General features: G+C 66.5%; 14 protein-coding genes and 1 tRNA gene. 2 read left to right on the top strand and 13 right to left on the bottom strand.

Annotated features, from left to right (window positions below; translation table 11 throughout):
* Nucleotides 1–53 precede the first annotated feature (53 nt).
* Together PU724_RS26530 and PU724_RS26525 are read right to left on the bottom strand one after the other, a co-directional pair.
* Complete coding sequence (locus PU724_RS26530; RefSeq protein ID WP_354424479.1) at nt 54–1,409, bottom strand: sigma-54-dependent transcriptional regulator; 1,356 nt, start codon at nt 1,407–1,409, stop codon at nt 54–56.
* Nucleotide 1,410: 1 nt separating this feature from the next.
* Entirely contained in the window at nt 1,411–3,297 is a 1,887-nt protein-coding gene (locus PU724_RS26525) for a sensor histidine kinase (protein WP_354424478.1), read from the bottom strand.
* 219 nt (nt 3,298–3,516) lie between these two features.
* On the opposite strand from PU724_RS26525, the gene PU724_RS26520 reads away from it, so the two are divergent.
* Both PU724_RS26520 and PU724_RS26515 read left to right on the top strand, forming a co-directional pair.
* Nucleotides 3,517–4,851 carry a dicarboxylate/amino acid:cation symporter gene (locus PU724_RS26520; protein ID WP_354424476.1) on the top strand — a complete coding sequence of 445 codons (1,335 nt, stop codon included), beginning with the start codon at nt 3,517–3,519 and terminating at the stop codon, nt 4,849–4,851.
* 134 nt (nt 4,852–4,985) lie between these two features.
* Complete coding sequence (locus PU724_RS26515) at nt 4,986–5,567, top strand: histidine phosphatase family protein (protein WP_354424474.1); 582 nt, start codon at nt 4,986–4,988, stop codon at nt 5,565–5,567.
* Between the two features lie 109 nt (nt 5,568–5,676).
* On the opposite strand, the gene PU724_RS26510 is transcribed toward PU724_RS26515, so the two are convergent.
* The 11 genes from PU724_RS26510 to murA form a co-directional block, all read right to left on the bottom strand.
* Nucleotides 5,677–6,432, bottom strand: coding sequence for a pseudouridine synthase (locus PU724_RS26510; protein WP_354424472.1), 756 nt, complete (start codon nt 6,430–6,432; stop codon nt 5,677–5,679).
* A gap of 135 nt (nt 6,433–6,567) precedes the next feature.
* Entirely contained in the window at nt 6,568–7,053 is a 486-nt protein-coding gene (locus PU724_RS26505; protein ID WP_354424470.1) for a hypothetical protein, read from the bottom strand.
* A 182-nt stretch (nt 7,054–7,235) separates the two neighbouring features.
* Nucleotides 7,236–7,311 (bottom strand) — tRNA-Phe (locus PU724_RS26500).
* Between the two features lie 173 nt (nt 7,312–7,484).
* On the bottom strand, nt 7,485–7,706 hold the full coding sequence (yacG, locus tag PU724_RS26495; protein WP_354424469.1) for a DNA gyrase inhibitor YacG: 222 nt from the start codon (nt 7,704–7,706) through the stop codon (nt 7,485–7,487).
* Nucleotides 7,703–8,329: a Maf-like protein gene (locus PU724_RS26490; protein ID WP_126056548.1), complete on the bottom strand. Its 627-nt coding sequence runs from the start codon at nt 8,327–8,329 to the stop codon at nt 7,703–7,705. The genes yacG and PU724_RS26490 overlap by 4 nt, the downstream gene beginning before the upstream one ends.
* Before the next feature lie 19 nt (nt 8,330–8,348).
* Nucleotides 8,349–8,567, bottom strand: a complete 219-nt coding sequence (infA, locus tag PU724_RS26485; RefSeq protein ID WP_006200926.1) for a translation initiation factor IF-1 — start codon at nt 8,565–8,567, stop codon at nt 8,349–8,351.
* A gap of 196 nt (nt 8,568–8,763) precedes the next feature.
* Complete coding sequence (locus PU724_RS26480) at nt 8,764–9,174, bottom strand: arsenate-mycothiol transferase ArsC (RefSeq protein ID WP_245478267.1); 411 nt, start codon at nt 9,172–9,174, stop codon at nt 8,764–8,766.
* Nucleotides 9,175–9,216: 42 nt separating this feature from the next.
* Entirely contained in the window at nt 9,217–9,702 is a 486-nt protein-coding gene (locus PU724_RS26475) for a UPF0262 family protein (RefSeq protein WP_127282869.1), read from the bottom strand.
* A gap of 2 nt (nt 9,703–9,704) precedes the next feature.
* Nucleotides 9,705–10,997, bottom strand: coding sequence for a histidinol dehydrogenase (hisD, locus tag PU724_RS26470; protein ID WP_354424467.1), 1,293 nt, complete (start codon nt 10,995–10,997; stop codon nt 9,705–9,707).
* A gap of 9 nt (nt 10,998–11,006) precedes the next feature.
* On the bottom strand, nt 11,007–11,438 hold the full coding sequence (locus PU724_RS26465) for a DUF2948 family protein (protein ID WP_354424465.1): 432 nt from the start codon (nt 11,436–11,438) through the stop codon (nt 11,007–11,009).
* A 340-nt stretch (nt 11,439–11,778) separates the two neighbouring features.
* A complete protein-coding gene (gene murA, locus PU724_RS26460; RefSeq protein ID WP_354424463.1) occupies nt 11,779–13,071 on the bottom strand; it encodes a UDP-N-acetylglucosamine 1-carboxyvinyltransferase in 1,293 nt (430 codons plus the stop codon).
* Nucleotides 13,072–13,135 lie beyond the last annotated feature (64 nt).

The following is a 13,135-nucleotide window of genomic DNA, read 5'->3' as shown; positions in this document are numbered from 1 at the left end:
TTTGCGGGCGCCATTCAACGGTTGCGGCATGGCTTCCGTTCCACGCGCTTGAATTATCTGGAAAATTCGCTGCGCACGATGCCGTGCCGCTGCAGCTTGTCGTAAAAGGTCTTGCGCGGAATCCCCAGCGCCTCGATCGTGCGCCGGACATCGCCGTCATTGCGGCCAAGTGTCTCGCGGATGATCTCGGCCTCGTAGCGCTCGAGCCGTTCGGGCAGCGCCATGGCCGCATCCGATTCGGCCGTGGCAGGGCCTTCGGCGTGGCCGGCATCTTCAAGCCCCAGCACGAAGCGCTCGGCGAAATGGGCGAGCTCGCGCACATTGCCGGGCCAATCATGCTCCCTCAAATGCCGGTGCGCGGCCGCCGGCACGGCGGGCATCGGGCGTCGGAAACGGGCGGCGGCGCGCTCGGCGAAATAGCCGAACAAAAGGGCCACGTCGTCGCGGCGCTCGCGCAGCGGCGGGATCGACAGCGTCACCACGTTCAGCCGGTAGTAGAGGTCCTCGCGGAAGGCGCCGCGCTGGGCTGGATCACCGAGATCGACCTTGGCGGCGGCGACGACGCGCAGGTCTACAGGCCGAATTTCGTTGGTGCCGAGCGGCGTCACCTCGCGCATTTCCAGCACCCTCAGCATCTGCACCTGGGTCGAGGGCGGCATGCTCTCGATCTCGTCGAGGAACAGCGTGCCGCCGCTCGAATGCTCGATGCGGCCAATGCGCTTCTTCTGCGCGCCGGTGAAGGCGCCGGCCTCATGGCCGAACAATTCGCTCTCGATCACGGTCTCCGGCAGCGTGCCGCAGTTCAGCGCCACGAAATTGCCCTGCGCGCGACGGCTCCAGCGGTGCAGAAGGCTCGCCACCACCTCCTTGCCGGAGCCGGTCTCGCCGGTCACCAGCACGTCGACGTCGGTGTCGGCGATCTGCCTAAGCGTCCGGCGCAGCCGCTCCATCGCCGGTGTCTGGCCGATCAGCGGCAGGCTGTCCTGTGCCTGCTCGGCCGCCTCGCGCAAGGCGCGGTTTTCCATCACCAGTCGGCGTTTTTCCGCTGCCCGCCACACACTCTGGGCCAGCCGGTCGGCGGCGAAGGGTTTGGTGATGAAGTCGTAGGCGCCGTCCTTGATTGCCTTCACGGCCATAGCGATGTCGCCATGCCCGGTAACGAGGATGACTGGAATGTCCGGATCTACCTCCACGATGTGGTCGAAAAGCTGCAATCCGTCGATCTCGGGCATGCGGATGTCGGACACCACCACGCCGGCGAACCCGGCGTCGAGCCCGGCCAGAGCCTCCCTCGCCACCGAAAATGCCGATACCGCGAAACCGGCGAGCTCCAGCGTCTGACGGGTCGCCTTCAGGAGATCGGCGTCGTCGTCGATCAGGATGACCGGGGCGGGCTGGTTGGTCGCCATGCTAGGCTGCTTTCGCAAGATGGATGGTGAAACGGGTGCCCTCCGCGCCGCTGGCGACCTCGATGCGCCCGCCATAGTCGGCGACGATGTCCTTCGAGATGACGAGGCCTAGCCCAAGCCCTTTTTCCTTCGAGGTGTTGAAGGGCGTGAACAGCGATTTCAGGATCGCCGGCGGAATGCCCGGGCCGTTGTCCGAGACGCTGAGCACCACGTCGCCGTCTCTTTCCTCGACCGAAACCTCGACCCTGGCGCCGTCGCGGCCGTCCAGCGCCTCCAGCGCGTTCTGGAACAGGTTGATCAACACCTGTTCCAACCGCACCCGATTTCCCATCACCTTGAGCGCAGGCGGCGGCAGCGTGATCTCGAGCGCGTCGAGCCGGCCGGCGAAACGGCTCCTGAGCAGCACCACCGCGCCCTCGATGACGCCACGCAACTCGACCGGCTCGGCCGCGGTGCGGCCCTTGCGGGCGAAGGTTTTCAACTCTTCTGTGATGGTGCCGATGCGCTCGGTCAGCGCCGCGATTGCGCCGAGGTTTTCTCCGGCCGGGGCAGTCTGCTTGCGGTCGAGGAAGACGCGCGCATTGTCGGCATAGGCGCGGATGGTCGCCACCGGCTGGTTGATCTCATGCGCGACACCGGCGGCGACCTGGCCGAGGATGGCCAGCCGATTGGCCTGCACCAGCTCCTGCTGCACCACCTGCAGCTTGGCCTCGGTGCTGCGATGGTCGGTGATCTCCGCCTGCAGACGGTCGCGGGCGCGGCTCAGATCCTCGGTGCGCTCGACGACTCGACGTTCGAGCTCGGCGCGCGTCGCCTGTTCGGCGGCGATCCGCATCTGCGCGGATTGCCGGCGCCATAAGAGATAGGCGGCAAGGCCGATGAGCGGCCCGATGACGCCAAGCGCCAGGAGCCGCATCTCGCGCTGGGCGGCGGCGATCGGCGCCTCGGCCGGAACGAGATAGTCGAGCCGCCACGGCGTCGAGGCGACCGGCGTCGACAGCCTGAGATACTCGCCGTCGCTGCCGCCCGGCGTGATCGCATGCACTATGGACACGTCGGCGCTCAAGGTTTCCGGCCGCGCGATCGGCAGCGGCACCAGCGGCGCGTCGCCGAACTGCTGGCTGTCGCGGATTTCGGCAAGGGTGGCGCCGGCAAGCGGCGCCGTCGTCATGAAACGCCAGGACGGCACGCTGGTGATCAGCACGACGCCATGCTCGTCGCTGACATAGGCCGGGCGGTTCGCCTCGTGCCAGTCAGCCTCGAGCTGGTCGAACTCCATCTTGACGACGACGACGCCGAGCGGCGCCGAGGCGCTGCCGACCCGGCGCGAGATGTAGAGGCCCGGGCGCTTGCTGACATTGCCGAGCGCGAAATATTCGGCCGTCCCCGTCTGCATGGCGCGGGAGAAATAGGCGCGGAAGCCGTAGTCGTTGCCGACGAAGCTGGTCGGCTCGCGCCAGTTGCTCGACGCGACCGCCAGGCCGTTGGTGCCGGTGACGTAGAGCACCGACGCCTTGGTGCCGGACACCAGCCCTTCGAGCTTGCGGTTGAGCACGTCGATCGCGGCAGCGCTGCGTGCGGCCAGCGCGTCATGCACCTGCTGGTCCTCGGACAGGAGCAGCGGCAGCGCGCGCGGGTTTTCCAGCACGGCGCGCAGCAGCGCCACCTTCAGATTGGCGTCGGTGCGCCCCTGTGCGGCAAGCGCGTCGACCTCGACCGCGCGGCCATAGAGGCCGGCGCCGTAGAGTGCCGCGGCGACGATGGCGAGCGCCACGCCGGCAAACAGCAGCCAGGCCCGGCGCGCCCTTCTGCCGAGCTGCTCGGGCGTTGGAGAAAGGCCGGCAAAAGAGCCGGCGGCGGGGCGCTGCAGCATCACCCATCTGTGCATGATTTCGCACAAAACACAATTCGACCCATGCGGATGGCCGCACGCCGCCACCAGACCGAGCGGCCAGCGGGTCGAAAAAAGCTAACAAAATCATAGCAAGTCCGCGCCGGCGGAAACTGGCACGCGGGTTGCAAAGACGGAGTCGGCAGTCGCGAGGCTGTTGGAGGTCAAATGCCCCGGGAGGTCGAGCCTTTCGATCGGGGCGCAACGGAGGACGTCATGCAGACAACATTCGCTGCCGCCGAGCCGCGCGGCAAGGTACCCCTTTATCGGCATCTCTATGTGCAGGTCCTGGCGGCCATCGCCGCCGGCATCCTGCTTGGCCACTTCTATCCCGAACTCGGCGCGTCGCTGAAGCCGCTCGGCGATGCCTTCATCAAGCTGGTCAAGATGGTGATCGCGCCGGTGATCTTCCTGACCGTGGCGACCGGCATCGCCGGCGTCTCCGACTTGCACAAGGTCGGCCGCGTCGCCGGCAAGGCGATGATCTACTTCCTGTTCTTCTCGACGCTGGCGCTGGTCGTCGGCCTCGTCGTCTCCAACGTCGTCCAGCCCGGCGCCGGGATGCACATCAATCCGGCGACGCTCGATGCCAGCAAGGTGTCGACCTTCACCGAGAAGGCGCATGACACCACCATCGTCGGCTTCCTGATGAACATCATTCCCGACACCATCACCGGCGCATTCGCCCAGGGCGATATCTTGCAGGTGCTGTTCTTCTCGGTGCTGTTCGGCGTCGCGCTGGCCCTGGTCGGCGATCGCGGCCGTCCGGTGGTCGACTTCCTGCAGGCGCTCACCGCGCCGATCTTCCGCCTCGTCGCCATCCTGATGAAGGCCGCCCCCATCGGCGCCTTCGGCGCCATGGCCTTCACCGTCGGCAAGTACGGCATCGGCGCGATCGCCAACCTCGCCTTCCTGATCGGCACCTTCTACCTGACGTCGCTGCTCTTCGTGCTGGTCGTGCTCGGCGCGGTGGCATGGTACAACGGCTTCTCGATCCTGGCGCTGATCCGCTACATCAAGGAAGAGCTGCTGCTGGTGCTCGGCACCTCGTCCTCGGAAGCCGCCCTGCCTGGCTTGATGGCCAAGATGGAACGCGCCGGCTGCAACCGCTCGGTGGTCGGCCTGGTCATCCCGACCGGCTATTCCTTCAACCTCGACGGCACCAACATCTACATGACGCTGGCCGCGCTGTTCATTGCCCAGGCGACCGACACGCCGCTCACCTTCGGCGACCAGATCCTGCTCCTGCTCGTCGCCATGCTGAGCTCCAAGGGTGCTGCCGGCATCACCGGCGCCGGTTTCATCACGCTCGCCGCCACGCTCTCGGTGGTGCCTTCGGTGCCGGTCGCCGGCATGGCGCTGATCCTCGGCGTCGACCGCTTCATGTCGGAATGCCGGGCGCTGACCAACTTCGTCGGCAACGCGGTCGCGACCATCGTCGTGGCGCGCTGGGAAGGCGAACTCGACCAGACGCAATTCGCCGCCGCCATGGCTGGCCAGTTGCCGGAAGAGGCCGACCTGGCGCTGTCCGGGGGTCTCCAGCCCGCCTGATCCAGTCAGGCGCCTCCCAAGCCTGGAGAGGCCGCGGCCGGTAAAACCGGTCGCGGCCTGTTCTTTTTGCCGGTCGCCGCATAGGGTGGCGCGGGCCGTTCGTCCGGCCTGGTCGCAAGCGGCGAGGGGCCGGCATGAGCAGCACGTTTCCCGAGATCTACCTGATCCGCCATGGCGAAACCGAATGGAGCGCCTCGGGCAAGCACACCGGCCGCACCGACATTCCGCTGACGGCGAAGGGCGAGCAAGCCGCCCGCGGCCTCGCCGATCGGCTCAAGGGCCTCACCTTCCAGGCCGTATGGTCGAGCCCTTCGCAACGCGCCTTCAATACCTGCACCTTGGCCGGCTTCGGCGCGGCCGCGATCAGGAAGCTCGACCTGCAGGAATGGGACTACGGCGCCTATGAAGGCGTGACGACGAAGGAGATCGTCGCCGGTCGCCCTGGCTGGAACGTGTTTCGCGACGGCTGTCCGGGGGGCGAACAGGCTAGCGATGTCGGCGCCAGGGCCGACGCCATCATCGCGGCGCTTCGCGCTGTCGCCGGCAATGTGCTCATATTTTCGAGCGCGCATTTCCTGCGCGTGCTAGCGGCGCGATGGATCGGACTGCCGCCTGACGGCGGCGAGCATTTCGTGCTGGACACGGCGAGCCTCAGCATCTTCGGCTACGAGCATGACCTGACCGAGCCGGTGATCCGCCGGTGGAACCAGAAATAGCCGATCGGGTGCCCCCTCATCCAGCCGCTTCGCGGCCACTTACTCCCCCGGGGGTGAAGAGGCAGGTGCCGGCGCCAATCCGGGTGAGGGGAATGCTAGACGCGGCTCCTCACTCGCCCGCCAGCATCGCTACTTCCTCCGCCGTCAAATGACGCGCCTTGCCCTTGGCGAGATCGCCGAGCTGCAGGCGCCCGATCGCCACCCTGATCAGCCTCAACACCTCGACGTCGAAGGCGCCGAGCAGCCGGCGGATCTGGCGGTTGCGGCCTTCGTCGAGCACGACCTCCAGCCAGGCCGTGCGGCCGCCGCTGCGCAGCAGCTCGATCGAGCGCGCCGTCAGCAGTTCGCCGTCGACCGTCGCGCCGTCGCGAAACCGTGCCAACATGGCGTCGTCGGGCGCGGTGCCGATCTGCAGGTGATAGGTCTTGTCGACATGCGAGGCCGGATCGAGCAGTCCGTTCGCCCAGCGCGTGTCATTGGTCATCAAAAGCAGGCCTTCGCTGGCTTTGTCCAGCCGCCCGACGGGCGACACGAAGGGCAGGTCGAGCCCCTCGAGGCAATCGTAGACCGTGCCGCGTCCTTCGGGATCGTCGCGGGTTGTGACCAGCCCGCGCGGCTTGTTGATCATCAGATAGACCTTGCGCTCGGCAACGACCTGCTCGCCGTCAACCGCGATGCGGTCGCGGTCGAGATCGATGCGCAGCGATGGATCGCGCGCGACCTTGCCCGCCACCCGCACGCGGCCTTCCGCGATCAGCACTTCTGCCTGCTTGCGCGAGCACAGCCCAAGCTTCGACAGCGCGCGGCTGAGGCTGACACCCGCGCCCGGAGGTCGTCTGATGCTGTGCGGCGGCGGTCGTGCCATGATCCGGCGTTCTTTCCCGATGGACGGCGACAGATGCCACGGGCGGCGGCGGGATCGCAAGCCGCAGCGTTTGCGGTGAGGTGGGCCGGTTTTTGCCGAATGCCTGTCGGGCAGGATGATCGACGCGTTAAGACGTCATTCCACTGGCGGCGCGCTCAGTCGCCGGAAGGAGACGCCGTCGAACACTGCTGTCACGAAGTCGGTGACGGACATCTTGCGCTTGCGCCCGTCGCTGCAGGCATAGACCGGCCAGCCGTCGTCGCTGCATTCGCTGGCCAGGCAGATCTGGGCGAGGCAGTTCCCCGCGGTCAGCCGGAAACCGCCCTTGCCGGCGAAGCCCTGCAAGAGACTGCCGTCCGCCGCGCGCCACGTCCGTTGGCTGAATTCCGTCCGCAACAGGCGTGGTTCCAGTGGCACTGCAAGGTCGGCATCGCCGGAGCGCCCGGCAAGCTGAAACCGGAACCGCGCCATGGCGGTCGTGTAGGCCGTGACGGTATCCGATTCATGCGCATAGGCAGTCGCCAGGCTGGCATGGTCGAGCAGATGAGACGCGCGCTCGCCTGCCTCCACCGGCATCATCAAGGCAACGATGGCAACAAGGGCGAAGCAAGCTCGCGACATCGATCTTCCAGCAGCCATACCGATCCGGCGTGCCGGTCTGCCCCCCGGTTCGCCTGCGGCAGCATCGTGCCAATCGGCGCGCGGCGCAAGCCGCTCAAAGGTGGCTGGTTGCGCCTGGCGCAACATAAGACAATACGAGAGGCGATCGTTGCCTGGGGCTCTTGATACTCGTGGGAGAAAAATGGTGCCCAGAGGCGGATTCGAACCACCGACACGCGGATTTTCAGTCCGCTGCTCTACCAACTGAGCTATCTGGGCCTCGCCGGCAAGCGAGATTTCGCAGGCCGGATTTCTCGAAGGCGCCGCCGGCGCCCCTTGAAAGCGCGTGGGTTATAGCACGGGAATTCAGCCTGTCCAGCGCCTAAGCGCGGATTTCAGCCGGGAAAAGAAAACCACTGAAAGACAGCGGCAAAACTGCTGATATCGTGCGCTTACGGCTCGTCCTTGGGCGACTGGCCCTGCTCCGGCGCTTCGCCTTCTTGCTCCTCGTCGTCGCGGCCAGGGATGACATAGGCGCCCTTCAGCCAGCGATTGAGGTCGATGTCCTTGCAGCGCGCCGAGCAGAACGGATAGTGCTCGCGCACCGATGCCTTGCCGCATTCGGGGCAGGGGCGCCGGGGACGCAGCGGCGTGACCTTGTCGTCCAGGCTCATGGGCGCGCGGTGAGCCAGCTCGCATGCACCTTGAAGCCCTCGCCGGCAAGCAGGGCCGTCGTCTCGTAGAGCGGCAGGCCGACGACGTTGGTGTAGGAGCCGACCAGCTTGACGACGAAGGACCCGGCGAGGCCTTGCACGGCATAGCCTCCGGCCTTGCCGCGCCATTCGCCGGAGGCGACATAGGCGTCGATCTCCTCGCGCGGCAGCCGCTTGAAGCGTACGCGGGTTTCGACCAGCTTCTGGCGCAGCTTGCCGCCCGGCGTGATCAGGCAGATGCCGGAATAGACCCGGTGCGAACGGCCGGAGAGCAGGCCGAGGCAGTTCGCGGCGTCGTCGATCGTCTCGGCCTTGGGCAGGATGCGGCGGCCGACCGCCACCACCGTGTCGGCGGCGAGTACGAAGCCCGGCGCATAGTCGTCCTCGCTCTTCAGCGAGGCGAACGCCTTCTCGGCCTTGTCCTTGGAAAGCCGCTTGGCCAGCGAGCGCGGATGCTCGGCGCGCAGCGGCGTCTCGTCGACATCGGCCGGCAGCACGCGGTCCGGCTCGATGCCGGCCTGCTGCAGCAGCTCGATGCGGCGCGGCGAACCCGAGGCAAGCACGAGCTTCTGCAGGATGCTCATCTGGGGTCGCGCCGGGCTGTTACTTGAAACGATAGGTGATACGGCCCTTGGTCAGGTCATAGGGGGTCATCTCGACCAAGACCTTGTCTCCGGTCAGCACGCGGATGCGGTTCTTGCGCATGCGGCCGGCCGTGTGGGCGATGATCTCGTGTTCGTTTTCGAGCTTCACCCGGAACATCGCGTTGGGCAGCAGTTCCGTGACCACACCCGGAAACTCGAGGACTTCTTCCTTCGGCATTCGATACCTTTGCTTGGATTTCGGTTCCGGCGCTAGAGCATGATGCCGAAAAGTGTCAAGCGGTTTTCGGACGACATCATGCTCTGCTTTTTTGATCCGGAGTCGGATGATTTCCGGCCGAACCGACCGGAAATCATCCGACTCCGGCCGGAATTTCGGCGGAACCTATATGATAATCGTCCGCTTGTGAACACGCTTAATCCAAGGCGCCTTTTGCCTCGGATGCGGGAAAACGTCTGGCGATGCGCGCCTTCAGCCGCTCGCGCACGTCCCGATAGGCGGCCATGATATGTTCGCGCGTGCCGCCGGCATCCGTCGGGTCCGGCATCGGCCAGTATTCGACCTCAACGGCGAGCGAGCGGGTGAGCTCGAGCGCCGCGTGGTGCGCTTCCGGCGCCAGCGTGACGATCAGGTCGAAATAGTCGTCCTCCAGCTCGTCCATGGTCCTTGGCTGGCGCTCGCCCAGCGACAGTTCGTCCTCGGCCAGAACGGCGTCGACGAACGGGTCGCGCTCGCCGCTGCGCACACCGGCCGATGCGACGAAAATGGCCGAAGGCAGCATGCGCCGCGCCAGTGCCTCGGCCATCGGCGAGCGCACGGCGTTCATTCCGCACATGAACAGGATCGAATGCGGCAGCGAGGCCAGGGCCTAGCCTCGCCAGTGCAGCACGCAGACCAGCGTGAACAGCCGGCGCGCCGTGTCGAAATCGATGTCGATCTTGCCGGCCAGCCGGTCCATCAGCGTCTGCGAGCCTTCATTGTGCAGGCCGCGACGGCCCATGTCGATCGCCTCGATATGGCTGGGCGTCGAGGAGCGGATGGCGTCGTAGTAGCTTTCGCAGATCAGGTAGTAATCCTTGACGATGCGCCTGAGCGGCGTCAGCGACAGGATGTGGGTGACGACGGCGGCGCCGTCCTCGCGCGCTACCGCGAACACCAGGCGCGAATCGGCCAGCGACAGCTTGAGGCGGTAGGGACCGGCGCCGTCGTCATTGACCGGCTGGAAACTGTTCTCCTCGATCAGGTCGAAGATCGCCACCGCCCGCTCGTGCTCGACATCGGGCGTCGAACGGCCGATCGATTCGTCGAGCTCGACATCGATCAGCCTGGCGCGGGTTCGGTCGTAGTCGGACATCGCTACATGTTCAACCTGATCGCGACGGAACGGCCATGCGCGTCGAGCCCCTCCGCCCTGGCGAGCGCGATCGCCGCCGGCGCCAGCGCGCGCAGCTGCTCCGGCCCGAGCTTGAGGATCGAGGTGCGCTTGACGAAATCGAGCACCGAAAGCCCCGACGAGAAGCGCGCCGAACGCGCCGTCGGCAGCACGTGGTTGGAGCCGCCGACATAGTCGCCGATGACCTCGGGCGTGTGGCGGCCGAGGAAGACCGCGCCCGCATTGCGCAGCCTGGCAAGGAAGGCCTCGGCGTCGTCGATGGCGAGCTCGACATGCTCGGCGGCGATGCGGTCGACCAGCGGCAGCGAGGCCTCGATGGTTGGCACCAGGATGACGGCGCCGAAATCGCGCCAGCTTGCGGCGGCGGTCTCGGCGCGCGGCAGGCTCTGCAACTGGCGCTCGACCGCGTCCTCCACCGCCTTGCCGAAGGTCGGCTCGTCGGTGATCAGGATCGACTGCGCCGACACGTCATGCTCGGCCTGGGCCAACAGGTCGGCGGCGATCCAGTCGGGGTTGTTGCTGCCGTCGGCCACGACCAGCACTTCGGAAGGTCCGGCGATCATGTCGATTCCGACGGTGCCGAACACCTGACGCTTGGCCGCCGCGACATAGGCATTGCCGGGCCCGACGATCTTGGCGACCGGCTTGATCGTCTCCGTGCCAAAGGCGAGGGCGGCGATCGCCTGCGCGCCGCCGACACGGTAGATCTCGGAGACGCCGGCGATATCGGCCGCCACCAGCACCAGCGGGTTGATGACGCCGCCTGGCGCCGGCACCACGATGACGATGCGCTCGACGCCGGCCACCTTGGCAGGCACCGCGTTCATCAGCACCGAGCTCGGATAGCTCGCCGTGCCGCCCGGCACGTAGAGCCCGACCGCCTCGATCGCCGTCCAGCGCGAGCCGAGCTCGACGCCGGCGGCGTCCGTATAGCGGTCGTCCTTCGGCTTCTGCCGCTCGTGATGCGAGCGGATGCGGTCGCGGGCGAATATGAGCGCCTCGACCGTTTGCGGATCGGCCTCGGCATAGGCCTTGGCGATGTCATCCTTGGAGACGGCGATGCCAAGCCTGGTGAGGTCGGCCTTGTCGAACTTCAACGTATAGTCGATGAGCGCTTTGTCGCCCTCGGCGCGCACGCGCTGGACGATCTCGCGCACCGCCGCGTCGACATCGGCCGACACCTCCCGCTTGGTCGTCAGGAAGGCGGCGAAACGCTGCTCGAAATCGGCGTCGGACTGGCTGAGTGTGATGGCCATCTGCTGCGCTCAAGCCCTATGTACGGGACGCGAGGAGGCTTCCCAGGCGCCGCCTATGTCGGCAAGCCGCGCCTCGATGCACTCGACGTCCAGCATGATCGTGCCGCCGCCCGAAAACACCAGCTCGACGATGCCGGCCGGCTTGCTGATGCCGACGAAGCTGATCGCCAGCAGCGACAGCACCTCGGCCGGCTTGTCGCGGGCAATGCCGCTGGTCTTGGCGCCGAGCACGCGGTCGAAATGCAGCACCGCCTGCCGCCGCTCATTGTGCTGGCGGAACAGGCCGGATTTCGCCTCCCAGACGAAACGGTTCATGGTCAGCACAAAGCGCTTGGCCGTCGGCAGGAATTCGAGATCCGACACCTTCATCACGGCGTCCTGGACATGGGCCGAGACGATGCTCAGGTCCTGGTCGTCGAGCGCGATGAGCTTGAGAGCCATGCGGAATTTGTACCTAAGGTTGGTTTCAGCTTCCTGTTAGGCGGTCTTTCCAGTCCGTGCAACCTCGACACGGAACTGCCCAAGGCAATTACCTGAGGTTTGCGCTGCCCCTCATCGCCCTGCCTGGCACTTCTCCCCGTATGGTGACGGGGAGAAGGACGCCTTCGCCAAAAGTTGTGCCAATCACCAGCGTTGCGGGGAGAGCGCCAAGGCCGCCCAGCCCTCTTCTCCCCGTCACTATACGGGGAGAAGTGCCGGCAGGCGGATGAGGGGCGGCGCCGATGTCGACAATTGGTCCGTCGAACACGCGTCGGTTGGAGACTGCGCTTGCCTGGCGGCGTCAGCCTGAAATCCGCTCGATCACCGCGCCGCAGCCGGAAAGCTTCTCCTCCAGCCGCTCGAAGCCGCGGTCGAGGTGATAGACGCGGTTGACGGTGGTCTCGCCTTCGGCGGCAAGGCCGGCGATGACCAGTGAGACGGAAGCGCGCAGGTCGGTCGCCATGACCGGCGCGCCCTTCAGCTTGGCGACGCCGTCGACGATCGCCGTCTGGCCGGAGAGCGTGATGCGCGCGCCGAGCCGGGCGAGCTCCTGCACGTGCATGAAGCGGTTCTCGAAGATCGTCTCGGTGATGCGCGACTTGCCCTTGGCCATCGTCATCAGGCCCATGAACTGCGCCTGCAGGTCGGTCGGGAAGGCCGGGAAGGGCGCCGTCGTCACGTCGACCGGCGAAATGCCGGCGCCGTTGCGCCTGACGCGGATGCCGGAATTGGTCGGCGTGATCTCGGCGCCGGTCTGCGAAATCACGTCGAGCGCGGTCTGCAGCAGTTCGGGGCGGGCGCCTTCCAGCACCACGTCGCCGCCGGTCATCGCCACCGCCATGGCATAGGTGCCGGTCTCGATGCGGTCGGGGATGACGCGCACGCGGGCGCCGGACAGCGCCTCGACGCCGTCGATGGTGATGGTCGGCGTGCCGGCGCCGGAAATCCTGGCGCCCATGGCGTTGAGGCATTCGGCCAGGTTGACGATCTCGGGCTCGCAAGCGGCGTTTTCCAGCACGGTTTCGCCCTTGGCCAGCGAAGCCGCCATCATCAGCACATGGGTGGCGCCGACCGACACTTTCGGGAACACATAGCGGTTGCCGACGAGGCGGCCGTTCTTGGTCTTGGCGATGACATAGCCGGTGTCGACGTCGAGATCGGCGCCGAGCGCTTGCAGGCCTTCGAGGAACAGGTCGACCGGGCGCGTGCCGATGGCGCAGCCGCCCGGCAGCGACACCTTGGCCTCGCCCATGCGGGCCAAGAGCGGCCCGATCACCCAGAACGAGGCGCGCATCTTCGACACCAGCTCATAGGGAGCCGTGGTATCGACGATGTTGCGGGCGGAGAAGTTGATGGTGCGCGAATAGCCTTCCTGCTGCTTCTCGCGCCGGCCATTGACGGAATAGTCGACACCGTGATTGCCGAGGATGCGGATCAGTTGCTCGACATCGGCCAGATGCGGCACGTTCTCCAGCGTCAGCGTGTCGTCGGTCAAGAGCGAGGCGATCATCAGCGGCAATGCCGCGTTTTTCGCGCCGGAGATCGGAATGCTTCCGGCGAGCTTGTTGCCGCCGACAATTCTGATGCGATCCATGTGAGAATGTCCCCTCGGCCGAAACGGCCGGTTTCAATCGTTTGAGTATCGGCCCGTCTAGACC

The sequence above is a fragment of the Mesorhizobium abyssinicae genome, from assembly GCF_049887195.1.
GTDB classification, from domain to species: domain Bacteria; phylum Pseudomonadota; class Alphaproteobacteria; order Rhizobiales; family Rhizobiaceae; genus Mesorhizobium; species Mesorhizobium abyssinicae.
This window is presented reverse-complemented; position numbering and strand designations above follow the sequence as displayed.